General features: G+C 44.7%; 20 protein-coding genes. 14 read left to right on the plus strand and 6 right to left on the minus strand.

Annotation, left to right across the window (positions count from 1 at the left end; translation table 11 throughout):
• Positions 1–44 precede the first annotated feature (44 nt).
• The gene (locus BLS14_RS04005) at positions 45–1,655 is read right to left on the minus strand and encodes a response regulator (protein WP_090949646.1); all 1,611 of its coding nucleotides are present in this window, start codon (positions 1,653–1,655) and stop codon (positions 45–47) included.
• Entirely contained in the window at positions 1,636–3,387 is a 1,752-nt protein-coding gene (locus BLS14_RS04010) for a sensor histidine kinase (RefSeq protein ID WP_064638688.1), read from the minus strand. Before BLS14_RS04010 ends, BLS14_RS04005 begins: the two co-directional genes overlap by 20 nt.
• 335 nt (positions 3,388–3,722) lie before the next feature.
• On the opposite strand from BLS14_RS04010, the gene BLS14_RS04015 reads away from it, so the two are divergent.
• The 3 genes from BLS14_RS04015 to BLS14_RS04025 are packed head-to-tail and all read left to right on the plus strand — an operon-like array spanning position 3,723 to position 7,236.
• Positions 3,723–4,646 carry an ABC transporter permease gene (locus tag BLS14_RS04015; RefSeq protein ID WP_063563576.1) on the plus strand — a complete coding sequence of 308 codons (924 nt, stop codon included), beginning with the start codon at positions 3,723–3,725 and terminating at the stop codon, positions 4,644–4,646.
• A gap of 40 nt (positions 4,647–4,686) precedes the next feature.
• Positions 4,687–5,583: a carbohydrate ABC transporter permease gene (locus BLS14_RS04020; RefSeq protein ID WP_063563637.1), complete on the plus strand. Its 897-nt coding sequence runs from the start codon at positions 4,687–4,689 to the stop codon at positions 5,581–5,583.
• A 39-nt stretch (positions 5,584–5,622) separates the two neighbouring features.
• Positions 5,623–7,236, plus strand: a complete 1,614-nt coding sequence (locus BLS14_RS04025; RefSeq protein ID WP_090949649.1) for a type 2 periplasmic-binding domain-containing protein — start codon at positions 5,623–5,625, stop codon at positions 7,234–7,236.
• A gap of 81 nt (positions 7,237–7,317) precedes the next feature.
• On the opposite strand, the gene BLS14_RS04030 is transcribed toward BLS14_RS04025, so the two are convergent.
• Complete coding sequence (locus BLS14_RS04030) at positions 7,318–7,581, minus strand: hypothetical protein (RefSeq protein ID WP_063563578.1); 264 nt, start codon at positions 7,579–7,581, stop codon at positions 7,318–7,320.
• A gap of 233 nt (positions 7,582–7,814) precedes the next feature.
• Between BLS14_RS04030 and BLS14_RS04035 the strand changes: the two genes are divergently transcribed.
• The 6 genes from BLS14_RS04035 to BLS14_RS04060 all read left to right on the plus strand — a co-directional run bounded on the left by BLS14_RS04035 (position 7,815) and on the right by BLS14_RS04060 (position 14,530).
• A complete protein-coding gene (locus BLS14_RS04035; protein WP_371121303.1) occupies positions 7,815–9,851 on the plus strand; it encodes a catalase in 2,037 nt (678 codons plus the stop codon).
• 84 nt (positions 9,852–9,935) lie between these two features.
• Positions 9,936–10,694, plus strand: a complete 759-nt coding sequence (locus tag BLS14_RS04040) for a TrmB family transcriptional regulator (RefSeq protein ID WP_064638684.1) — start codon at positions 9,936–9,938, stop codon at positions 10,692–10,694.
• A 105-nt stretch (positions 10,695–10,799) separates the two neighbouring features.
• Positions 10,800–11,963, plus strand: coding sequence for an MFS transporter (locus BLS14_RS04045; RefSeq protein WP_090806041.1), 1,164 nt, complete (start codon positions 10,800–10,802; stop codon positions 11,961–11,963).
• Between the two features lie 240 nt (positions 11,964–12,203).
• Positions 12,204–12,779 carry a sugar O-acetyltransferase gene (locus BLS14_RS04050; protein WP_176854325.1) on the plus strand — a complete coding sequence of 192 codons (576 nt, stop codon included), beginning with the start codon at positions 12,204–12,206 and terminating at the stop codon, positions 12,777–12,779.
• Positions 12,780–12,820: 41 nt separating this feature from the next.
• Positions 12,821–13,408, plus strand: coding sequence for a sugar O-acetyltransferase (locus BLS14_RS04055; RefSeq protein WP_072732690.1), 588 nt, complete (start codon positions 12,821–12,823; stop codon positions 13,406–13,408).
• A gap of 117 nt (positions 13,409–13,525) precedes the next feature.
• Positions 13,526–14,530, plus strand: a complete 1,005-nt coding sequence (locus tag BLS14_RS04060) for an ROK family protein (RefSeq protein WP_090949651.1) — start codon at positions 13,526–13,528, stop codon at positions 14,528–14,530.
• Between the two features lie 129 nt (positions 14,531–14,659).
• Here the strand turns inward: BLS14_RS04060 and BLS14_RS04065 are convergent, their stop codons facing one another.
• Entirely contained in the window at positions 14,660–16,093 is a 1,434-nt protein-coding gene (locus BLS14_RS04065; protein ID WP_063563583.1) for a glycoside hydrolase family 1 protein, read from the minus strand.
• Positions 16,094–16,259: 166 nt separating this feature from the next.
• On the opposite strand from BLS14_RS04065, the gene BLS14_RS04070 reads away from it, so the two are divergent.
• The 3 genes from BLS14_RS04070 (at position 16,260) to BLS14_RS04080 (ending at position 18,988) form a co-directional block, all read left to right on the plus strand.
• The gene (locus BLS14_RS04070) at positions 16,260–17,228 is read left to right on the plus strand and encodes a LacI family DNA-binding transcriptional regulator (protein ID WP_063563584.1); all 969 of its coding nucleotides are present in this window, start codon (positions 16,260–16,262) and stop codon (positions 17,226–17,228) included.
• An 81-nt stretch (positions 17,229–17,309) separates the two neighbouring features.
• Positions 17,310–18,518 carry a macrolide family glycosyltransferase gene (locus BLS14_RS04075; protein WP_090949654.1) on the plus strand — a complete coding sequence of 403 codons (1,209 nt, stop codon included), beginning with the start codon at positions 17,310–17,312 and terminating at the stop codon, positions 18,516–18,518.
• 176 nt (positions 18,519–18,694) lie between these two features.
• Positions 18,695–18,988, plus strand: coding sequence for a DUF3817 domain-containing protein (locus BLS14_RS04080; protein WP_090806051.1), 294 nt, complete (start codon positions 18,695–18,697; stop codon positions 18,986–18,988).
• Positions 18,989–19,101: 113 nt separating this feature from the next.
• Here the strand turns inward: BLS14_RS04080 and BLS14_RS32450 are convergent, their stop codons facing one another.
• Positions 19,102–19,245 carry a hypothetical protein gene (locus BLS14_RS32450; protein ID WP_176854328.1) on the minus strand — a complete coding sequence of 48 codons (144 nt, stop codon included), beginning with the start codon at positions 19,243–19,245 and terminating at the stop codon, positions 19,102–19,104.
• Positions 19,246–19,456: 211 nt separating this feature from the next.
• Here BLS14_RS32450 and BLS14_RS04085 point away from each other — a divergent pair, with 211 nt between their 5' ends.
• Both BLS14_RS04085 and BLS14_RS04090 read left to right on the plus strand, forming a co-directional pair.
• Positions 19,457–19,765, plus strand: coding sequence for a thioredoxin family protein (locus BLS14_RS04085; RefSeq protein ID WP_306454171.1), 309 nt, complete (start codon positions 19,457–19,459; stop codon positions 19,763–19,765).
• Positions 19,766–19,886: 121 nt separating this feature from the next.
• Positions 19,887–20,735, plus strand: a complete 849-nt coding sequence (locus BLS14_RS04090) for a methyltransferase domain-containing protein (RefSeq protein WP_176854330.1) — start codon at positions 19,887–19,889, stop codon at positions 20,733–20,735.
• Positions 20,736–20,738: 3 nt separating this feature from the next.
• Here the strand turns inward: BLS14_RS04090 and BLS14_RS04095 are convergent, their stop codons facing one another.
• A complete protein-coding gene (locus BLS14_RS04095; RefSeq protein WP_090949656.1) occupies positions 20,739–25,823 on the minus strand; it encodes a DUF11 domain-containing protein in 5,085 nt (1,694 codons plus the stop codon).
• Positions 25,824–25,989 lie beyond the last annotated feature (166 nt).

A 25,989-nucleotide genomic window follows, 5' to 3' on the forward strand; every position in this document is an offset into this window, starting at 1 on the left:
TGCGTGCGATACGCAGGGTGGCATTTTGTATTACAGGAGAAAGGTCATCCTGTTTCATGAGAGTTTTCTTTCTGCTTTTTGCGATATTCATTGGGGCTGCAGCCCATCTCTTGCTTAAACAGTTTGGTGAAGTGAGAGTAGTTGGTATAACCGACATTTCCAGCAATGGTATGCACCGATTGTGCGGTGGTCTCCAGCAAATGTCGGGCCGCCACAAGACGAGTATGGATGACATAATGGCCCAGTGAAATGCCCATTTCTTTCTTGAACAGTCTTGCTAGATAATCTGGATTAAGATAGACCATCTCCCCCAGGTTATTCCTCGTTAGATCTTCTCCATAGTGAGTGCGTATATAATGGGTAATCTCATGTACAACCGACTTGGGCTGCTCGGCAACATTCAGATATTCCGCAGCCGTATTCACCAGGTAAGCGATATAGGATTGCATGTCTTCAATAGAATGCAGAGATTGCATGAACAACTGATCATTCGTTTTGCCCATATACAGCTTGTGCACTTCGATCTCCTTACTCTTCAATTGGGCATACACAAGTTGCACCAGATCAAGACGCAACAGACTTAGAACAGCGGTGCCTACCACCTCTTCACGGACAAGTTGATGCATATAACGCCCCGTTTCATCCAGAAACGCCTGGAAGCGATTTTCATTCAACAATTTCTCCAGCAATCCCAGATCAGGCGGTGTGTAATTCAATTCAGGTCTATTATAGTTTTCCAGTAAAAAGGTTTGGTTGCGGTGTTTGATTCGTTCTTCATTCATAAGCAACAACTCGTTGATGGTATGACGAATCTGACCCAGTGGCAGAGAGAACCCGATACTACAGCAGACATCCGACTTCAGGTAATTATTAACCTCCGGGATAAACGAACCGCACATGGATTCGATCAGCTGTGCATCCGGCGCTCTGTTCCATTTTAGAATAATCATCCAGTTATGATCCTTGATCTCGGTAATGGCTTCAATGGAGAAGAGAGTGTCCTGAAACCGTTCAACCATCACATTCAAACAAGCGTAATCGAACAGGTTCTTGTCGGTCTTGCCCAGCGTATGATCATACGGAAACAGGTTAACCAGGATAGGCAGAAACAGATCTGTTGTTTCATAAGGCAGGTTTTGTTCTGTCAAAAAGGCAGAGACGTCGGCAGGGCCGGAAGGAAAGGCTTTACCAGAGATCAGCCTGCGCCAGCTATCCTCAATCAGTTTGCTCCGATTTTTCTGCCACAGTTCACCCTCATGAATGGCTTTCTCAATGAACTGCTGGTCTCGGGCTTTGGCAACCGCCTTTTGAATAATAAGCGTTAACTTGTCAAACTCAATAGGCTTCAGAAAATAATCAAAGCTTTGCAGCTCAATTGCTTTCTGGGCATAATTGAAATCGGCATAGTTGGTCAGAAATATCGTCTGTACATTATGCGATTCGTCCCGGACCCATGCGAGTAATTCCAGCCCGCTGCCCTGGGGCATCTCAATATCACATATGAGAATTTGAACAGGATGATTTTGCAAAACCTCCTTGGCCTGCGCAATATTGTAGGCTGTGAATATCGTATGAATCCCCAAGGCCTTCCAATCGATTTTCTTTTCCAAAGCCATAACTACAAAATAATCATCATCAACCAGCAATGCATTCATGGTTTGTCACCTCTCCCGAAGTATCTGAATTCAGTATCATTTTAGGCAAGGAAAGCGTGATCAGGGCGCCACTTGCATCGTTTGCAAAGGTAATATTCGCTTCATCCCGATATAACAACTCCAAACGTTGTATGGTATTCATAATGCCAATCCGGTTACCACCGGTTTGTTCCAGCGCTTCTCCACGCATCAGTGCGTCAAGAACATCCGGGCTGAATCCTGGACCTGTATCCGAAATCCGGATCAGCACATGATCGCCATTTTCCTGTCGTTGTTCCGTTACGGATAAAGTAATGCATAATTCCCGATCTCGGGAGACCCCATATTTGACGGCATTCTCGATGAATGTCTGAATGACGAGTGGTGGCACAGCGATGCCCGTGATCACATCTGGATGTTCAATGCGGTAGGAAAAAGCATCGCGGTAACGCGACTTCTGGATATCCAGAAATGTCCTCACATGTTCAATCTCATCCTTCAGAAGAACGAAATTCTCCCCACTTTGAAAGATATATCGGAAATATCGGGACGTAGCCAGGGCCATACTCTCAATTTCCTCGTACATCTGCATCTGTGCCATACTGTACATGCTCGTCAGACAGTTCAGGAAGAAATGGGGCTTAATCTGCAATTTCATATAATCCAATCGTATTTTCTGTTTCTCTAATTCCTGCTCGTAGCGATCGATCTTGAACCGTTTAATCTGGGCTACCAGTTCTTTAAACTGTGCATTGACCTGCTCCAGTTCCATAATCCGACTGCTCTTGAAGTCTGTCGCTTCGTCCCCTTCGTTAATACGCGCCAAATTTTTGGAGAATCGCTGAATGGGAACAAGCAGATTTCTCCTGAAAAACATGATGATTGCACTTAATGTGGAGGTAACAATCAGAAAAAGCAGCATAATGAGTAGCTGAGCTACCATAATTTTCTCGAATGCACCAAACTTGATGGCCATGCGCACGCTGAATGCCGCATTGGAGAAGTCGCTGCTGACAATATTATGAGACTGGAACAGATCGAGAAATGAATGTCTCACTTCTGGTATGTGATCCCCGCCGGCAGGTCCAGAAAGTTGCACTCCATTCTCGTCTACCAGAGAGGCGTATCCGTTGGCCCCCAGATTAATCTGCTGGAGAGGGGCGATCAGTTCATCTGCGGATATCAAGGCAATAAGATAACGGTTGTAGTACGGCACAATATTGATAAGATAAGAAGTGCCGTTCACGTGAATTGGTGTCCAATGGGAATAGAACTTCTCATACACACCTTTATCACGGGTTAGCGTAATGATCTGCTTCTTCACTTCTGAATAATCCGAATAGGAGATGCTTATTGGAGCGCAGTTGAGGAAATATTCACTATTCTCCAAGTAATAAAAGAAATTGTACGACTGCCCGTAGTTTCGCTGTAGTTCGGCAAAGAGCAAATGTAATTTCTCGTTGGCCTTTAGGAACGGAATACTGTTCACGCCATATGTATTCATGTTGTCGAGATTCTCGTCATTGGCCAGTGTCCACCCCATGAAATGATTAATGTACGCAAAATCGTGATTAATGCGATTGATATACAGATCGGCTGCATCCTGCAAGTATTGGGTGGATTGCTGTTTGACCATGGATATGGAAGCAATGCTGATCACAAGATCCAAGATGAGCACGACAAAGGAAATGACGAACATCATGCGGATATAATGCCGAATGGGGTAGGGTTTGATGGTGTTCAGGTTTGCCATGGAACAATGCACCACTTTCTTGATTGCTTGGTTATGAATACGCTTTAATATCTCAGGAATAGTATAAAACCTTTATTTGAAAAAAACATAAAGATTTGCATCTTTTGATTCATAAGTCCGGATTACACACACGAAAGTCTGGATAACGATATGATTTTTGCTTGTAAGCATCTTGGTTACTTGTAAAGTTCATTGATGGAACCATAGAAGTCCGAATAACGTCCTTAGCGGTCCGGTAAACCCAATGTGAAGCAGTTTATACTGAAGCTATTCCAGAGATGACAGGTCCTACGGGAGAGCAGCATCAGTATATTTACAGGAGGGAAGGAAGAACCATGAGGACCAATCCACTTTATATTGGAAGAACGTTGGAGAGAATCAGGCGAAACTGGGGCCTTTACGTTTTGCTTTTTCCAGCGGTTCTGTTGACACTTTTATTTGCCTACAAGCCGATGTACGGCGTATTAATCGCTTTTAAGGACTACAGTCCGGCGTTGGGAATCGGAGACAGCCCTTGGGCTGGATTCAAATACTTTGAGAAATTCTTTCATTCCTATCAATTTACCAATACGATACGTAACACACTTGTGATCAGTCTGTACAGCTTGGCTACTTTTCCGATCCCAATTATGCTTGCACTACTGGTGAACCAGATGAGAGCAGGAAGATTCAAGAGGCTTTTTCAGACAGTCTCCTATATGCCTCACTTTATTTCAACGGTAGTTATGGTTGGGTTGATGCTGATCCTGTTCTCGCCAAGTACAGGGCTCGTTGGCAATATGTATCAGCTGTTTGGAGCACAAGCACCGGACTTAATGGGTTCATCAGCTCTGTTCAGCAGTGTGTATGTATGGTCTGACGTGTGGCAGCATGTCGGTTGGGATAGCATTATCTATATTGCCGCGCTGTCTGCCGTAGACCCAAGCCTCTATGAAGCGGCCACGGTTGATGGGGCAAGTCGATGGCACAAGGTTCGTTATATTGATATTCCGATGCTGCTGCCGACTGCCATCACGCTGCTTATTCTGCGGGTAGGCGGATTACTGGGCGTAGGATTTGAGAAGGTGTATCTGATGCAGAATGACCTGAACATTCTCTCAAGTGAGATTCTGTCTACTTATGTATACAAAATCGGGTTACTGAGCAGCCAATACAGCTTCTCCTCAGCGATAAACCTGTTTAATACCGTCATTAATTTCATTTTGCTTATTCTGGTCAACCAGTTGTCCAAGAAATACAGTGAAAACAGTCTATGGTAGGGGGGAGACAAACAAGATGAGCGTTATGGAACCGGCAGCAATGACCAGAACTCCCCGTACAAAACGTCGACCACGTGTTACGGTTGCAGAAGTTGTACTGTATGCCTTTGCTGTTCTTTTTCTGATTGCTATCATTTATCCGATCTATTTTATTGTCATCGCCTCGTTCAGTGATCCTTCATCTGTGGCTAACGGACAGGTGTGGGTTTTCCCCAAAGGTTTCACGCTTGAAGGGTATAGGGAACTGCTGCGACACGAAAATATCTGGATCGGATATCGAAATACCATTCTGTATACGGTGGTGGGAACACTCTTCGGGCTTGTCGTTAATATTTCGGCGGCTTACGCATTATCGAGAAAAGATCTGGTCGGGCGCAAATTTTTCTCGCTGTTCTTTATCTTTACGATGTTCTTCAGCGGCGGCTTGATTCCAACCTTCCTGACGATCCGCGACTTCCATCTCTATAACACGTTCCTGGTGATGGTGCTTCCGTTCTCCGTCGTGGTTTTCGACATGATCGTCGCCCGGACATTTTTCCAGACCAGTATTCCGGGAGATTTATGGGAAGCTGCCCAGATCGATGGCTGTGGTAACCTGCGGTATTTTGTACTCATCGTATTGCCGCTGTCCAAAGCAATCATCGCAGTCCTTGGACTATGGATTGCTGTAGGGTATTGGAATTCATATTTTAATGCCCTGATTTATCTAAAAGATCCGAATCTGTATCCGCTGCAACTAATTTTACGTAATATCCTCATCACGAATCAGATGCAGTCCGGCATGGGTACAGGAGAAGCAGCACAAGTTGCCCTGCGTCTTGCCAATTTGATGAGGTATTCCGTTATTATCATCGCTACAATTCCGATCATGTGTGTGTATCCGTTCATCCAAAAGTATTTCAATCAGGGGGTGATGATCGGCGCAGTGAAGGAATAAGGCGGGTTGAAATTCATTACGAATCAAGGGGGTTCCCAAATGGGGAAAAAGATAGGCAAGAAGTTATTCACCAAAATGAACAGCCTGCTTCTCGTGTCGGCCATGTTGGTCAGCGTTGTTGGTTGTAGTAGTGGAAATAGTAGTGAACCTGCGGAGACTACGATTTCAAGTGATTTTAACAAGGAAGGTCTTCCGATTGTCAATAAACCGGTCACACTCAAGGTACTGACGGTTCGTTGGGGGAATATGGGCGACACCTTTACACAGAACCAATGGCTCAAGGATTTGGAGAAGGATTCCAATGTGAAAATTGAGTGGCAGGTCATGTCCTCTAATGACTGGGGGGAGCAGAAATCCATTATGCTTGCCAGTGGTACACTCCCGGACATTATCTTGGGTGACCAGGTGTTCAGCGATTCGGACATTGTAAACAACCTGAGCTATTTCCGTCCACTGGATGAGTATATTGACTCGTATATGCCCAACTTGAAGGCTGCTATGCAAGAGACGCCAGACATGAAGAAAATCAGTACTTTTCCTGATGGCAAAATCTATTCCATGCCAACAAGACTGCCTGCCCGTCCGAAGAGCCGGAATCAGCCTGTAATTAATAAGGCTTGGCTTGATAAGCTGGGGCTGAAAGCACCAACGACAACAGAAGAACTGTATCAGGTGTTGAAAGCGTTTAAGGAAAAAGATCCGAATGGAAATGGAAAACAGGACGAAATTCCGTACACGGAAACGGGTCTGAATGTGGATTTCCTCAATCCATTCGGAATCACTGACATTAATGCCAGCAGTATGATTGTGCAGGACGGTAAACCGGTCTTCTTCCCAACGACTGACGCCTATAAAGAAGCTCTTATTTATACACACAAGCTGTATTCAGAAGGGTTGATTGATCAGGAACTGTTCACACAAGACAATACAATGACATCAGCCAAATGGCAAAATGCAGACATTCCAATCGTCGGCTTCAGCAACCAATGGACGCCCGATGCAGTATTTGGCAAGTGGAGCGACGAATATGAAGCGATTGCGCCTATTGCCGGACCTGATGGCAAACGTTATCAACCAGGTGATCCGGGCGGTATGAATCTGGCCCGTAATGAACTGCTCATTACAAGTTCATGTACTGTTCCAGAAGTAGCGGCACGCTGGGCTGATCAGTTCTATTCCAATGAAGCCAGCATTCAGAATTTCTGGGGTGCGATTGGAACTGTAATCAAGAAAAATGATGATGGCACATATACGCTGATGGACCCGCCAGCAGGCACTAGCGCCGATGCTTGGTACTGGGATCAATCCCTGCGTGATTTCGGACCCAAATATGTAAGCCCTTCCTTTGAAGAAAAAATTAAGCTTAATCCGAAGGCTGGTGACGGACTCAAGCTGCAAATTGATCAGTTGGGCAGTGCAGATGTAACGACACCTTATCCGAAGGTTATGTACAATGCTGAAGAGTTCCAGGAGCTGCCAACGCTGACAACGGATATTGACGGTTATGTAGCGACGATGCGAGCTCAGTGGGTAACCAAAGGCGGCATCGAAGACGGCTGGGATGCTTATATCAAAAAGTTGAATGATATGGGACTTGAACAGTTACTGACCATCCGTAATGATGCCTTCGAACGTTATATGAACGTCAAATAGAGTGGAGTTCAGTCACATCATTCATTGATTAAATAACAAACAGGTGCACTTCCTTATTGAAGGAGGCACCTGTTTGTTCGTTTAAGATCTGCGTTTCAACAATAAAACGCCACTGATGCTCGATGTTTTTTTGCTATACACCACTTTAAAACCAATATCATTGTCCAGCAAACAGTTTAAGGCATTAATCAGCAATGCACCACGCACCAGTGTGAAGGTACAAGGGGATGTGTTCCCGATCACACGTACACTTCTGATTCGGCGTGCAGAACCGGGAACGAGCGGATTTCTGGACCAGTAGATCAATACCAAATCCGGTTGTGGAACAGCTTTTACACTAGCCATCCTCATCATCTCTTTTCTATTAGATTCTTTATAGTAAATGAAAAGGGAATGAGGAAGGTGTTAGACAATGGACGCGATATTTCATAAATGGACAATCGCCAGCTATGCCTCATGGCAAAGCTCATGTTATCCGTATTTGTAATTCACACACATGATTCGGACCAAAGTATGGTGTATCAGTCAATCATAAGTGTACTTCCAGTCCCATACATATAATGCTGGAGGTGATTGGAATGAGCAAGGAACCCATGGATGAGAACAAAAAGATAGAACAGCGAAATGCCTTTCTTCGGGATAATAACGGAAAAGAGATGTCTTCCAACGAAGGGGTTAAAATATCGGATGATAGCAACTCGCTAAAAGCGGGGGATCGCGGACCCACGCTGCTTGAAGATTTTCTGATGCGTGAGAAATTGTCTCACTTTGACCAGGAACGCATTCCGGAGAGAGTTGTGCATGCCCGGGGATATGGAGCCTACGGTGAATTTGAGTTATATGAGTCACTTGAAGAGTTAACGATGGCACATTTTCTTCAGGATCCCGGTGTGAAGACACCGCTATTCGTTCGTTTTTCCGAGGTTGCAGGCTCCAAAGGAGTGAACGAAACGAATCGGGATGTGCGTGGGTTTTCAGTAAAGTTTTATACCGAAGAAGGCAACTTTGATCTGGTCGGCAATAATATTCCGATCTTCTTCATTCAGGATGGGATCAAGTTCCCGGATTTGATTCATGCACTGAAGCCGGAACCCAATAATGAAATTCCACAAGGCTCCACTGCGCACGATACCTTCTGGGACTTTATCGCGAATAATCAGGAGTCGGCAGCGATGGTCATGTGGATTATGTCTGATCGCACGATACCACGAAGCTTTCGAATGATGCAGGGATTTGGAGTACATACCTTCCGGCTGGTGAACAAAGAAGGCAAATCCAGATTCGTAAAATTTCATTGGAGGCCTGTACTTGGCATGCATTCTTTTGTGTGGGATGAGGCGCAGAAGCTGGGCGGGGCGGACCCGGATTTTCATCGCAGGGACCTGTGGGAGAATATCAATGCAGGTAACTTTGCTGAGCTCGAACTTGGAATACAGGTGCTGGAGGAAGCGGATGAATTCAAGTTTGATTTTGATATTTTGGATGCAACGAAATTATGGCCTGAAGAAGACATTCCGGTACGAATCATTGGCAAAATGACGATTAACCAAAATGTCGAGAATGTATTTGCGGAAACGGAACAGTCGGCTTTCCATCCTGGCAACATTGTACGTGGCATTGATTTCAGCAATGATCCACTGCTTCAAGGCCGGCTATTCTCGTATACGGATACACAATTGGCAAGGGTTGGCACGAATTATCAGGAATTGCCGATCAATCGTCCTGTATGCCCTATACATAACAACCAGAGAGACGGCGCTTCCCGATTTACTATTGATCGGGGGAGAGTCGCCTATCACGATAACTCTCTTGCCAATAATTCTCCCTATACTGTGCCCGGTACAAAAGGTGGGTTTGTAACCTATCCTTCCACGGTGCAAGGTCTCAAGGAACGGAAAACGGCACCTAGTTTCCTGGATCATTTCTCGCAGGCACGTTTATTCTGGAACAGCATGACAGGCGTGGAGAGGAGTCATATCATTCAGGCGCTCACGTTTGAACTTGGGAAAGTAAAGGACGTTTCAATTCGTCAACAGGTCGTTGATATGTTAGGGAATATCAGCACAGAGCTGGCGACCATTCTGGCCCACGAGCTTGGAGTCGCTGTACCGAACGTTCCCGAATCTTCAGTGACAAAATCCTCCCCTGCGTTAAGTATGGCCAATACTGTGTTTTCTCCCAAAACGCTGCGCGTCGGGGTGATTGTCGGTGAAGGATTTGATGGTCCCAGCACACAATACATTTTGGATGAGTTTAAGAGCGCGGGACTTCGTCCAGTCATTGTTCATGAAAGACAAGGTGTGGTCCATGGAACGAGCGGTGTGGAGTTGAAAGTGGACGACAGCTTTTTGACCGGATCACCTTTGGTATATGATGGGTTATTCATTGTTGGAGGACAGAAGGAAGATGATTATTTTCAGAAATACACCCGATCCTATGCCATTGAAACGTACAATCATTTTAAACCGATAGGAGCTACACCGACGGGGGCGGCCCTGATTCAGCCAGTCGGCATTATCGGCAAACCTGGTGTCATTGTGGAACAGCAACCTACAGCTTTTGCAGAACAATTCATTCAAGCCATGACCCAACAACGCTTTTGGGATCGAACGTAATTAGGTGGGATAAACTGGACATGGGAAGTTCAGGCGTCTAAACTGTATAGAACGATACAAACAAGAAGGAGCCCGAATCGAACCATGTTGCAGAAATTCGGTTTTACACAATATGAAAGTCAGGTATATGAGGCCATATTTGCGCAGGATGCACCGCTCGATGCCACATCCATTGTTAATTACTCTAATGTACCCAAGGCTAAGATATACGAAGTGCTTAATCGGCTTATTGATAAGGGAATCGTCCTAACAACTATGCATGGGAAGAAAAAATTGTACATGGCGGTTGATCTTCAGTCCATTATACTCAAAATTAGGGCTGACTTTGAGAAGGATATTGAGGAATTAAAGACATATAAAATCAAACGTACATTCACAGATGAACATATCTGGACATTGAAGGATGCATCATCCATTGCATCGAACATTGAACAGCTCATTGAGGAAGCGGATTCGTATATCCTTTTTCTGGCCTGGAACGAACAAATGGAGAAATACCGGGAGCTTCTGGAGAGAAAAGAGGCAGAAGGGGTACATGTAGAGGTCTTGGCTGTAGGAGGACTGCAAACGTCTCTAACCCATAAATATTCGTTAATTCCGATGCTTGAGGACAGTAATCTTGAGCCCTCGCAGCTAATCATTGTTGACCATGGCTATCTCTTGTTTGCAGGTATCGAGCATGATTCATGGAAGGCCATCAAGACAACATCCAAACCGATTGTTAAAGCAATGACGGATTATTTCTATCATGACGTCGCTCTTACTCAAATTACCAAAAAATATGGTGACCAGCTGCTTCAGGACGAAGAAATCGCACGTCTGCTGGCGCGATTAATTTATTAAAACGATGGTTCCAAAGCTATTCTTTCGGAGAATAGCTTTTTTGTATTGAAATCCTCTCTTAATTAAGTTACTATCGTAGTTGTAACTTTTGAGGAGGATTCAAAAATGAATAAAAAAGTATATGTCCTGGCAATCGCGGCATTTGTGGTTGGTACCGTTGAACTCATTTTAGGCGGGATTCTGGACTTGATTGCAACAGATCTTCATCTGACCTTGGCCAAAGCCGGGTATTTAATTTCCATCTTCTCCCTTGTCTATGCGTTATCTGCGCCTATTTTGTTAAATATGACGGCTAGATTCGAACGTAAAAAAGTATATATGTGCACTTTATTCGTTTTTCTAATCAGCAATCTCATCTCTGCGTTCAGTGCTAATTTCTATATTCTTTTGGCAGGCAGAGCATTGGGGGCTGCAACGGGCTCGCTGATTTTTGTCCTGTCTTTGACGCTCGCAGCTCGTATTGTGGAGCCCCAATATAAAGGGCGTGCTGTGGGAATAATCACGATGGGAGGAAGTGCATCACTGATTCTGGGGGTACCTCTCGGAATCTTTGTGGGTAATATCGCAGGATGGCGTGAAGTGTTTATGTTGATCGCGATTTTGACTGCAGTAGTCATGGTTGCCATTGGCATTGCCATGGATCGTGTGCAGCCGATTCCGGCAGTATCCCTGAAGAAGCAGCTTACTGCTCTATGGAATCCGAAAATGCTGGCAATCCATGTTACAACATTGCTTGTGCTCGCAGGACACTTAACGTTATATGCTTATTTCACACCATTTCTCCAGGAAGCGCTGGGAGCCAGCTCAACAATGGTCACCTTTATCTATATGATGTTTGGTATCGCTGCTGTGGCAGGGGGAGGAATCGGCGGCATATTATCAGATCGCTTGCACCCAGCCAAAGCCATTATTATCGTGCTGATACCCTTTATCATAAGCATGGCGGTTATTCCATTTAGTACCGGGTTGCCTTTAATTGCCTTCTTGATTCTGCTAAGTATCTGGAGTGCATTAAGCTGGACCGTTACACCGGTACAGAATAGTCTGATTATCAAAACCTCACCGGCAACGGCTGAAACGTTAATTAGCACCAATTCAGGAATTGCACATGCTGGTATTGCTCTGGGAACCTATATAGGTGGGATGGTTATCGATCATTCGTCCATTATGTATACAGGATGGGTGGGATCGGTTCTGATCCTGATGGGTCTGGTGTCGGCCGTTTACGCAATTAGTCGCAAGGAGCAAACTGTTCAGGCGGCTGGATAATGTGTTGATTTAAAAGTTGTCTTTGCAAACTGCTATATATTTTTTACTTCAGCAAACCTCTGCGATCCAATAATTATTGGATCGCAGAGGTTTTTTTAATAACATTAGGCATAATATCTCTATATTCAATTTGCAAAGGAACTTGATTTATTTAGGTTATCCCATATAATTATTATAGCTTTATAAAGTATCTTAATTTAACGGTTCAAAAATTAATATAGACGTAAAGGGGAAACAATCATGAGCAGTATTACAACAAAATCGGAAAAACAAAAAATGATCGATGGTGAGCTGTACTTGGCTTCCGATCCCCAATTGTCTCAAGACCGGGAATATGCAAGAAAAATGACACGCATGTACAATCAGACCACAGAAACAGATGGTGCGCTCCGTACAAAGCTATTAAAAGAGCTATTAGGATCAACGGGTGATCACCTGAGCATGGAACCGAATATTCATTTTGACTATGGTTACAACATTCATGTTGGAGAGCATTTCTATACCAACTTTAACTGTACGATACTTGACGTATGTGAAGTGCGCATTGGGGATAACTGTTTAATGGGACCTGATGTTCACATATATACCGCTACTCATCCCTTGAATCCATTTGAACGGATAACAGGTGCAGAATATGGCAAGCCAGTAACCATAGGGAATAATGTATGGATCGGAGGCAGGGCAGTCATTAATCCAGGGGTCACCATTGGTAACAATGTCGTTATTGCTTCCGGTGCGGTAGTCACAAAAGATGTCCCGGATAACATGATTGTTGGTGGAAATCCTGCTAGAATCATTAGAGAGATAGAGCTTTAATCTATTCATTTTGGACAGAAGAGTTGGAGGCATAAGAATTCATGACAGAAAAAGAGAAATCACAACTGGGACTACTGTATAATGCGAATTACGACAAAGAATTAATTGATGAGCGGTTGTACGCGAAGGGACTTTGTTACGAGTATAATCAACTTCACCCAGGTAAGATCACTGAGAGAGAAGTATTGATCAAAAAGTTGCTTGGAAAAACGACGGATCGTTTCCTCATCGAGCAGCCATTTGTATGTGATTACGGCTATAACATTGAAATTGGCGAGAACTTCTATAGCAATCATAATATAGTTATGCTGGATGGAGCTAAAATCCGGTTTGGTGACAACGTTTTTGTTGCTCCGAACTGTGGATTCTACACTGCTGGTCATCCTTATGATGTGGAACAACGTAACGAAGGGCTTGAAATTGTAGGTCCGATCACAGTGGGCAATAATGTATGGATTGGTGGCGGCGTGACTGTGCTTGCGGGTGTGACCATTGGAGATAACACAATCATCGGTGCAGGAAGTGTAGTTACCAGAGACATTCCTTCGGATGTAATTGCTGCGGGTAATCCATGCAGAGTGATTCGCAAAATAACGGAAGCAGACAAAACGAAGTATAGAAGAAGCTAACACAAATGTATACGAACCCTCAGAATGCCCGATGTTTTTTCATCGGGTGTTTTTAAACCCTTTGGAGATATTGTATAGTTACTACATTGGAGAAGAAACTATGGAGTAGGGGTGCTTATGAAAATAGCGAACGCGTATTTGATGAAAGAAATTAATATAAACCATGTACGCCAGGTCATGAAACGGGTAGAAACAGCAACGAAGCCACAACTGGCCTCCTTGACCAAGCTCAGTGTAGTAACCGTCAATTCACTGGTCAAAGAGTTGTGTGAACTGGGTGAACTGTTTGAGGACGAGACAGTACCTTCCAACGGGGGGAGACCTGCATTAACCTACAGATATAATTACGATTTTAGCTTGGCTTTGGTCATGTATATCAACGAAAAGCAGGGGCAGGATCTGATCACAGCCACTGTCATTAACTTAGAGGATAACATGGTGTTCAGAGAAGAATATACGATGCCCGCCTTTGACCAGACACACTTCTATGAAATCATTGGGAACGTACTGGCTCAACATGCTTCCATTAAAGTCATCGGTATCGGTATTCCGGGGCAAACCGTGAATGGAGAAATTACGGTGAGCAGTCACCGGCAGTTAGAAGGTGTCCGCATGATTGAAGATCTTGAAGCACAGTTCGGATTACCAGTCATGGTGGAAAATGATGTGAACGCTGCAATTAGCGGATATTGCGCAAAAAAAGAGTTAGACGAGGATCAGTGTGTCATCGGAATTTATTTTCCAACCAAATATCCTCCAGGCATGGGCATTTATGTGGACGGTAAAGTGATCAAAGGAAAACGTGGCATGGCCGGGGAAGTCAAATACCTTCCTATGAGAATTGATTGGTATGATACAGTGGAAAAGGAAGCGTTTATTGCAACGGTATGCAAAATGATTCAAATGGTAAATGCGATTCTTGCTCCAGACCAGGTTGTGATTTACCAGAAGATGGTTGAAGAAGATGCAGTGGTTCAAGCGTGGCAAATGTATCAAGGCGATCTGTCGATGCCATCTTATCCTGACATCATTCTGATCGATTCCTTCCAGGAAGACTTTGAAGCAGGGATGAGATGGTTAACGTTGAAATCGTTGGAACCGGACCTGGTCCAATTCAACTGAAGACGGGACTCCCATATTAATAAAAATCCCTCAGCAGAAAACAATACATCATCACATCGTATACCAATGCATGTCCTTGTTTTCTGCTGGGGGAGAGCAGGAATGTACCTGCTCCAGGTGTATCCATTCTTAGCGTTTCAGGCTTTTGCCATTACTGCCGATGACATCTTTGTACCAGTGGAACGACTTTTTGCGATACCGTTCGAGTGTACCTGAACCATCGTCATGGCGATCAACATAGATATAACCATAACGCTTTTTCAATTGTGCTGACGAAGCACTGACCACATCAATACATCCCCAGGACGTATATCCCATAACTTCAACGCCGTCTTCAATGGCTTCCCCGACCTGAACAAGATGATCATTCAAGTACTGAATGCGATAGTCATCTTCAACTGTCTTTTCACCATCAGATCCGGTAATAAGCTCGTCCACAGCGCCCAACCCATTTTCCACAATAAAGAGTGGTTTCTGATAACGGTCATAGAACATATTCAAAACATAACGCAGTCCTTGCGGATCGATCTGCCATCCCCATTCACTTGCAGGCAAGTAAGGGTTAGGTATACCTCCAAGCAGGTTACCTTCACCTGCAACTTGTTTATCCGGATCAGCCGTTTGGCAGATACTCATGTAATAGCTGAAAGAAATGAAGTCGACGGTATGGAGCAACATGTCTTCGTCACCATCTTCCATCTGAATCTGGATTCCATTTTCACGGAAGTAACGTTTCATGTATCCAGGATAGCGGCCTCTCACATGTACATCTCCGAAGAAATAATTGCTGTGTTCGAATTCCATCACTTTAATCATGTCATCGGGATTCGGTGTTAGTGGATAGGTCGGCATACTGAGCATCATACAACCAATCTGTGCAGTTGGAATGATCTCATGACAGAGTTTCACAGCAGAAGCACTGGCTACAAACTCATGGTGTATTGCCTGATAAAGATCCTGCTTGCTCAATTTCTCTTTTGGTGTGTAGATCCCACCGCTCATGAATGGTGCTTCCAAAATCGAATTGATTTCGTTGAACGTGAGCCAGTATTTCACTTTATTTTGATAACGTTTAAATACAGCAGTCACATAACGCTCGTAGAAGCCGACCATCTTCCGATTAACCCAGCCATCATATTCCTTGGAGAGATGGAGAGGTGTCTCGTAGTGGGAAAGGGTGACCAGTGGTTCGATTCCGTATTTAAGACACTCGTCAAAGAGATCATCATAGAATTGAAGGCCTTCTTCATTGGGTTCCAGCTCATCGCCTTTAGGGAAAATACGGGACCAGGCGATGGAAGTACGGAATACCTTGAATCCCATCTCAGCGAACAGCTTCACGTCTTCTTTATAACGGTGGTAGAGGTCAATCCCGATCAGTTTCATGTTATCTTCAGTCGGTTCTTCAGTAATGGGACCCATGATACCTTTGGGAGCCACATCCTGAGTGGACAAACCTTTGCCACCTAGATTATATGCACCTTCAGCCTGGTTGGCGGCAATCGCACCACCCCACATAAAGTTTTCAGGGAAATGAAATGATGGATGTTGAGAATGAGTCATGTGTATCGCTCCAATCGTTATGAATTCATTGTGAATATTACATACAGCAGCACTGCATAAAAAAAGCTTAATCGTTGGAACGGGTTACACGTCAAGTTTTACTTTTTATTTATTTTGAGGCAAACTGTAAATCATCATAGAAAGTCAGCAAGAAAGGAGACTTCATGTGTCCAAGTTCGATGAAATTATGAAGCTGTCCGGCTACTCGAAGGCCACGGTGTCCAGAGTAATTAATCATTCACCACATGTGAGTGACGAGGCCCGGCAGAAAATAACGCAAATCATGAAACAGCTCAACTATATCCCGAACCGAAATGCCGTTTCGTTATCTACCGGACAGACCAAGCAAATTGGAATTGTCACATCCGCAACCAACGAAATTATTATTACGTTCATGAATCAATTCATTGATACAGCGATGGATTATGGATTCCAGACCCTGATCTATACTTCGCGTGGAGATAAAGAGATTGAATTGCAGGCGTTCGAGGATCTGCGGAGTAAACGAGTAGATGGACTGGTGATTATGACCTGTGTCAATCATCCAGACAAACTGAAAGCCTACTGCGAGTATGGTCCGATTGTATCTTGGCAGCGGATGGGAGATGACGAAATTCCGTCAGTGGCTATGGACCAGGCGCAAGGCTACAGGCTAGCTCTTGAACATCTGGTGTCCAAAGGCTATACCCGCATTGCCAATGCCTTTGGCAGAGCAGAAAGCCTGAATACTCAGAGTCGGCGGGAAGCCTATGAATCATTTATGGCAGATAAGGGTCTGCCTGTATTGCGTGAAGCTTATCAATATTCCGTGTTCAGCTCATCTGACGGAGAAGAGGCGATGCGAAGAATGGCAAGTGGGCCAGAACTTCCTCAAGCGGTGTTATGTTCGAATGATTATGCAGCAATTGGAATCTGGTCCGAAGCACGCAAACAGAATATACAAGTTCCTGAACAACTTGCTATTGTTGGTTTCGATGACATTGAGTTGTCGCGTGTACTTGGAATAACAACCATACATAATCCAATTGCAGAACAAGCTACGCAGGCCTTTCATCGATTATGGGCCGTCCTTGGCAAGCAGGAGCTACAGCCTCAGCAATTGGAATTTCAACTGATAGAACGTGCAACCACCTAAATTTTTTTGGGGAAAAGCACATCATTGCATACGAATTCTTACACCTTTTAGAGAACGTAGCATAGCAAAGGAGGGATCGTTATGGCACGTGTTTTATTTATTAACGGTGGATCAGAGGGTCATGTCAATCCAACAATTGGCGTCGTGCAAGAGCTTATTTCACGCGGGGAAGAGGTCGTGTACTTCACTATAGAAGCTTATCGGGAACGTATGGAAAAGACGGGGGCTATAGTCCGAACCTTTGACGGTCAAAAATTCATTAAAGCCTTTGTCTCAGGTGGCAGAGATTATGTGCTCGAGCGAGTCAACGGTCTTTTACTTACGGCAGATATCGTCATTCCGAGCGTGCTTGAACAGATTAAGGGTGAACATTTTGACTACATCATCCATGATTCCATGTTTGGCTGCGGACGTTTACTTGCGCAAATTCTGAAGCTGCCTGCAATTAATTCATGCACTTCTTTTGCGCAGAATGAAGAATCTTTCGATCATTTGATGCAACACTTTTTCTTAAATGTTCCTACCGAAATCGCCCAACCTATAAACGATACATTCCATAGCCTGACGATCAGGTTACAGGAAAAATATGATGTGGAGATTGCTTCTCCCTACGAAGTGTTTTGCAATCCCGCGCCGCTTACCATCGTATATACAACAAGGGAATTTCAGCCTTATGGAGATGCATTCGACCACACGTATCATTTTGTAGGTCCGTCCATCTTCTCGCGATTAACGCATGAAGACTTCGACCTGACAGCAATTAAAGGGAAAAGACCTATTTACATTTCACTGGGTACAATTTTTAACCAAGCTCTTGATTTCTATAAGCTTTGCTTGGAAGCATTGGGGAATACCGATCATACAATCGTCATGTCTGTAGGGGATAGAACACAAATTACGGATCTGGGAGAAATTCCGGGGAATTTTATGGTTAAACGTTATGTTCCACAAATGGATGTATTGCAGTCCGCTAAATTATTTATTACACATGGCGGGATGAACAGTACCAATGAAGGTTTATATTATGGGGTTCCCCTCATTATACTCCCTCAAAGCGCCGATCAGCCGATCATCGCTGAGCAGGTTGTTAGTAGAGGAGCAGGTATCAGCTTACAAATGCAAACCTTGACTGCCAGTCAGCTGCGTGAAGCTGTGGATCATGTGTTGAGCGTTCCTTCTTTTGAGAAAGCTGCTGCGAATTTGAGGGAATCCTTTCGAAAATCAGGCGGATATCATTATGCTGTTGATGCGATTTTTGAATTTAAAACTCAACATTTCATTCACGGATAGTTCAGTCATTAATTATTCAAAATTGAAGCATTTCCGGACCTGAACCATGCGGTATACTGAACAAGACGTTTCAAGAGAAGCTGCATTATTATAGATGATGTGGCTTCAAGTTGAAACATGTTTTAACAAGTTACACATTTCACAAACTAGCCGCTGGAAAGGTGAGATTGAACAGGATGAAGACAGTGACGGGTCGATTTAGAATTGCAGGCATTTGGGAAGGTATATCATTGCTGCTGTTGATTTTTATAGCCATGCCGCTAAAATATTTAGCCGATATGTCTTCCCCAGTAATGATTATGGGTATGATTCACGGTATTCTTTTTCCGCTATATCTGATTACACTTGTGCATTTGGCAGTTGTGAAGAAGTGGAAAGCTTCACGCTGGTTCATGGGATTGGTAGCAGGCTTATTGCCTTTTGGAACATTTGTATTCGAATCCTATCTTCGCAAGAGGGATTGGAAGTAAAGATTGCTGAAAAGAACAATGACAATGACAGCAGGCGACCAACCCGGATGTTATCCGAACTGGCCGCCTGCTGATTTTCTGTACAAATTCTTTCTTGGAAAGAGTGCGAACGCTTATTTTACTGTGCCTGATTGACGATCGGATAGCAGGCTAACTCCAATATCACCAGAGGCATCAGATGCAGATGCAGGTGCATACGCGGAGAAGGAGATAACAGCAATCAGGGCAGTAAGCAGAAAAACAAATGATTTTTTCATACAATAACCTCTTTTCATATGGGATGATCTTCCAACTTCATTTTAATGCAGATAGGCTGTGTTTGAAAAGAAAATGTTTAGGTGAGTGCGAGATTTGTACAGTCAATCATTCGTGATAAACTATAGTTTAACTATAGTTGCCAACTGACCGAAAGGGATGACCCCTATGAAAGAGCTCCATACTTTAACATCCATAGAAATGATCGAAGAAATGATTAAGCAACATGAATTGGTTTTTTTGTACGTATCACGGCCAGAGTGCAGTGTATGTCACGCCTTACTCCCTAAGATTAGGGAGTTACTTGAACCGTATCCAATGGTGCACTTGGCCCACATCAATGCTAACCAAGTAGAAGAGGTGGCGTCCAGGTTTCTTATTTTCACAGTTCCCACGATGATTATGTTGGTGGAGCAGAAGGAGTATATTCGAGCCGATCGTTTTGTTCGCTTTGATCGATTGGAAGAGCAGGTACAACAAATTTATCGTATGTACACCCAGAACGGGGAATTAGAAGCATGATTATCGGCAGCTCATATATGAGCTGCTTTTTTTGCATAATATGCCATGAACATAGGGTGAACGCTTATACACGTAGTCCCACTTTGGAATAAAATACAGTATTAAATTGTATGAGGAAGAAGTGAGCGGATTGAGAATCGATTTGGGTAGCGGAAAAAATAAACACCAAAATTGTACGGGAATTGATCGAATAGCATATCCCACGACTAACATTGTTCACGATATCAATTCGCCCCTCCCGATTGATGATAACTGTGCCACATTTGTGATGTGTTCACACAGCTTGCAATATGTTGATCATTTGCAGCAGGTGATGGAGGAAATATACAGGATTAGTACACACAAAGCGATTGTCTGTATCGTAGCCCCCTATGCACATGTAACCTCACATATGGTTAATCCCCATTTCAAGCAGTTGTTTAATGAATACATGCCCCAATTCTGGACTTCTCAGGTCAATGAAATACATGATGACAAGTCACCTTTGTATAGTTCAGATCGCCTGCAGCTTCAGGAGGAGACAGTAGAATCCCCTATCGATTTCAGGTTGCTCAACATGGAGTTTTTCTATTTCCCTTCCTATCACGGTTTATACAATGAAACGGAACTGGAACTGTTACGACACTCCCAACTGAATGTAGCTTATCAGATTATGTATCATCTCCTTGTTGTAAAGCAGTCGATTTCAGATGCCGAAGTTGCTGGATACCAATCAAGCGAACTGCTGGAGGAGCCGGATTACATCAAAGAGCAAAGAATTCAATATCAGGATCAGGAAGGACTGGAGAAGCCCTTTTATCTGGAACACTTGTCTCCCACATTAGGGCAAGAGAAGCGTGAAATACCAGAGAAAAAACTCCCCTTACCGCAACGCAGTAAGAGGAGTGTAGGCACGACAGTTAACCGTCGTTTAAAGTCCGGACGCAAAAGCAATATGCGATCACCAAAGCGGAAAAAGAAAAGAGATTGAATTTTACTCTTCGGCCTCAACAACAGTGACGATAACCTTGTTGGAAGCCAGCGTAATGGGAATTAAACTGCCGTCTGGAAGAACAAAGGAAAGGGAGACTGTAGCCTGATTCATGACCTTTCCGTTGGATGGCTGATGTTTGATTATGGCTGTGTATCCAACCTCCACCGATGTTCCTGGCAGCAGATCACCCAAGGAGACTCCACTCGCCAAACTACAATTATGTTGAGCAATACCCTGTATTGTGACACTACCAGAAACCAAAGTAACGCCAGATTGCAGTTGATCCGTGAGAACCAGATTTTTGGCTGCAAATGCACTCGTATTCTGAATGAGGACCACATAATCAACGCTTTCTCCTACCTCAACAATGCTTTTGCTTGCCGTCTTCTGGACAGGAATCACAGGTGCTGAGATTGGTATGGAAGGAACGGATGGGGTGGACGGTTGTGAAGAACCAGGCGTTGTTGGTGTAGTCGGATTAACAGGTGGTAACGGCGGCGTTGGAGGCTCAGGAGGCCCGGGTGGTACTGGCGGTACTGGTGGAACTGGGAAAATCACCTGCATGAGAACGACATTGGACAGAACGTTAAATGAAACCTCGCCCAATGTATAGGAAACACTGGCCTGATTGGTGATCTGAGCCAATGTAATTCCTTGATTCACAATGACTTGGAAGGTGATAGGAATCGCGGATAAGGGTGCGATATTATCTACCTCAAATCCATTAATCGGATTGACTCCGGGTACACTCACATCTCTGATCGTAACACTGTTATTAACAAAAGTAGTTGCTTCAGGGATTCGATCCGTAAATATAATGGAACTAAACGGGACATTGTTACCATTCGTCAGCAGGAAGGAGAACGTAATCGTTTCTCCCGGGACGACCTGACTCGGCAAAGCAGATTTGACAATTTCCAGAAGAGGATCGCTGATAAAAGTAGTGACTGAATCGGACTCCACAGAATTGGAAATGACATTGCCATCAGGAAGAGTGAAATTATAATTGACTATCGCTGTGTTCACAACCTGATTATTCGATGGGAATGACAGAATATTTACCTGAAAGTTAATCGTGAATGTTTCACCTGGTGCCACTTCCCCCAATGGAATACCACTAACCGGATTATCGCTTATTTCCACTCCGTTTACGGTTAAAGATCCAGGGATAAAGAATGATTCAGGTGGAATTGGATCAATAACGGTTACATCGGCTGCAATATTGCCTGTATTTTGAACAACAAGCTGATAGAACACGGTATTTCCAAGATCTACGGCATCGGGGGTACCGGATTTAAGAAGGGTAATGACAGGATTATAGACAGGAATGGAAACGACATTGGACGGTGAACTTCCACTTACTCCGTTTATGGCAAAGGTAACGGTGCCCTGATTGGTTAACGTCTGGGTCACAGGCTGCGGTGTAAGTGCATTGACGTTGACCTGGAACGTCACTGTCGTAGAGCTGCCTGCACCTATAGTGCCGATACTTACACCTGTGGAGGGATTAACCCCAGGTTGAGCTACACCATTCAGGGTGAGGCTGTCAGGCACAAAACTTGACCCAGCCGGAATCGGGTCCGTAAGAAAGACGGATGTTGCCAGCAATTCTGTAGGATTCTGAACGAGCAGCGTATACGTAATAATATCTCCTGGGGCCGCGGCGGTAACATCAGCTGATTTGGCAAGGGACAGAACCCCCGGTTCGGACACGGGAACCGTCACCGTATTGGACAAGGATGAACCCGGAATGATCCGCCCGTCAGGAAGAGTATAGGTGTAATCTCCAGTAGCCTGATTGACAAGCTCGGGTGGAGTTGGCACGGATGTCACTGTGGCTAGAAAAGTAACCGTCACCGGAAAATTGGGCTGGATCGTTCCCAAGTTAATTCCGGTTATTGGGTTGGCACTGCTCCAACGGTTACCACTGATCAGCACACTATTCGGTACAAAAGCCTCTCCTGCCGGTAATGGGTCAACCAGGATAACGTCAGCGTTATAGTTACCGCCATTGGACACTAAAACGGTATACGCAATAATATCACCCACAACAGCAGTCGATGGGACAGCTGATTTTACCAGCGCAATGACGGGTTCAAACACCCGGACATTGACGATATTGGATAAGGCCGTTCCAGTGAATTCTCCGGTTGTAAACGTAACGGTGGCCTGGTCAACCAGGAACAGGGGAAAAGGAACCGGCGGAGCTGTTCCGACCACACTGACCTGGAACGTGACAGTTGCAGAGCCGTTGGCTGGAATTGTTCCGATAGGGACCCCTGTGCTAGGATCGACTCCTGGGAGAGATGCACCGTTCACCGTTACGCTGTCCGGAACCAGAACAGAAGCAACAGGAATAGGGTCTGTGAGACTGACATTGGTTGCGTCAACCGGATCATTATTCTGAACAACTAGCGTGTATGTGACAATATCCCCAATAACGGCTTGGAGCTCACTTGCTGTTTTGACTACGGTCAGATTGTCTGCCGAAATGGGAATAACGACTAGATTGGAACTGCTGCTGCCAGGAATAATGCGGCCGTCCGGTGGAGTGAAGGTGAAGCTGGCATTACCTTGGTTAACAATCTGAAACGAAGCCGGTAATGATGTAATTACGACTTGAAAACTGACCAGGGTCGAGCTACCTGTCGGTACGAGGCCTAGAGAAATGCCGGCATTCGGATCGGCAAGAGGGACCGGAAGGCTATTTACGAGTACACTTCCGGCAACAAAGGTGGCATCTGGCGGAATGATGTCCGTTAATGTGGTTGTTGCGCCAATATTTCCTGAATTGGTCACGGTAAACTGAAAGGTCACGGCTTCCCCGACTACAGCAAACGTAGGTGTAGCAGCCTTAGCAACGGCTATAATGGCCTGGAACACAGGAATGATGACCATATTGGAAAAGGAAACTCCGCTAAAGGTACCGCTGTCGAAGCTCACCTGGGCCTGATCTGTTAGTTGAGGTGGTGAGGGCAGGGTATTTACCTGAACACTGAAAGTGACTGTGGCTGATGCACCAGGCAAGAGAGTACCGACAGAGATACCAGAAACAGGATCTGCTGTAGGCTGGGGTACACCATTTAACGTGACACTTCCAGTTAGAAACGAGGAACCCGTTGGAATGTTATCGGTCAGTACAGCGTTGGTAATGCTGCTGGCATCCTGATTGGTAACTGTAAAGGAATAGGTAACGGTATCACCAACCACTGCATCTGTAGCAGCAGTTGATTTCACAACACTCAACATAGGTAGCGAGACAGGGATGACAACCGTGTTAGATGTAACAGATCCGGGAATTACACGGCCATCTGGTGGCTGAAAGGTATAGGAGGCTGTTCCCTGATTGACCAATTGCAATCCAGCTGGCTGACTAACAACACTTACCTGGAAAGTGACTGTAGAGGTTGCGTTGGGTGCAACCGGACCAATAGGTATTCCTGCAACAGGGTCAGAAGCTGGTTGAGAAACACCATTGACGGTTACGCTGCCCGGTACAAAGACGGAACCGTCTGGTATATTGTCTAGGACGGTTGTTGTGGCATCAATATTTCCCGTATTGGTTACGACCAACGTGTAGGTAACTGTATCTCCGACAAGAGCATTGGTTGTGTCTGCGCTTTTGACAATAGCCACATTGGGTTCATAGATGGGAACCACCACTGCATTGGAGGTAACCGCAGTATTAATAATCGGACCATCGGGTACGGTAGGGGCAGTATAACCGACTCTGGCTTGGTTAAACAACTGAGCCGGTACAGGTACGGATGTGACCAATACCTGGAAGGTCACGGTAGCGGAGGTTCCCGAGTTGAGATCTCCAATCGGAAATCCGGTTACCGGATCTGTACCCGGCAGTGAAACCCCATTGAGTGTGATGCTATTCGTTACGAAGGAGCTTCCTGCAGGAATGTTGTCAAAGAACATAACGTTCGTTGCATTAACCAATGAAGTATTAGAGATGATAATGGTATATGTTACCGTATCTCCGACGACAGCATCAGTTACGTTGGCACTTTTGACGGCATTAAGGGCAGGGAGGTTGATATCGATCTGTAATCCGTTGCCGTCAACAAGATAGCCGTCTCCATTCGTTGTAAGCTGGAAGGCAGCTTGAGTCTGTGTATTGAGCAATGTAAATCCGACGTCCACGTTCGTAATATCCCAGCCTTGACGACCACCAACGATGTTTGTACCAGGGGTTCCATTGATCTGATTCCTTGTCCCGAACGTACCAGAGGTATCAAGGTTTCCGGCATCATCATTGATCTGTGAAGCGAAGAAGTTGTCGGAGAAGTTGTTCGGACCTGACAGATTCGTCACAGTGGCAATGGTCGGTCCAAAACGAGCCTGATCCCCGGTCTTGTTCGCATCACCCTCCTGTGTACTGAATTGTGCCCGACCTGCCAGTGGACCCATGAATGGTGTGGCAAATCCATCAATAATCATGTTGACAGGACCCGAAGTGGAAAGAATGACATCGGCATTCACTCGAATGGACATGTTTCTCAAAGGCAAGGCAGCATTTTGGTACACTACCGCAAGTGTCCAGCCCGCATGGTTGGAGGTCGGATCGGGTATGGACAGTGTTCCAACTACTCCACTGGTCGTATAGGTTCCTGCTCCTCCAGCAGAGATTAGACTTGTAACGTTTGCAGAACGAACATAGGCATAGGTTGTGGGGAATCCAGAAGCGGTGGACAAGATGACTTCAAAACTGGTTGCCGGGTCCGGAAAAACACTGGTCTGACTTGCTGGAGTTGTAAACTGTACAGCATCATTGATAAAGGCGGAATTGTTCTCCGTATTGTCAATGTATGTACCCCCCCAGATTAATTCGGCATACAGGATGCTGCTGCCTGCGGGGATTTGTAGTACAGCAGAGGAGCTGTTGTTCTGAAAAAGATTCGTTGTTCCTGGTGGATATGTTCCAAACTGCTGTGTGGTATCCGTCGTAATATAAGCCCCGATGCTGTCAACTGTCCCGGGAACACCAACAGTTTCAGAGCGGCTAAGTCCAAGCGTATTGCCTGTGAAAGTCACTGCACCATTTTCATTTATCGCATACCTTTCAATAAAGGCCATTATCATCTTCCTTCCGCATAGTTAGTCTCTACACGTATACTTTCGTAGTATCTTGTACCATGCCAAAAATCGTAAATAAATGAGTAGCAAAAAAAATCAGTGAATAAGTGTTGTATTGAAAACGGTTTTATGCTAATTTAAAATATATAAAAACGTTTTTATAGCA

Origin of the sequence: Paenibacillus sp. OK060, from assembly GCF_900101205.1 — a bacterium.
GTDB classification, from domain to species: domain Bacteria; phylum Bacillota; class Bacilli; order Paenibacillales; family Paenibacillaceae; genus Paenibacillus; species Paenibacillus marchantiae.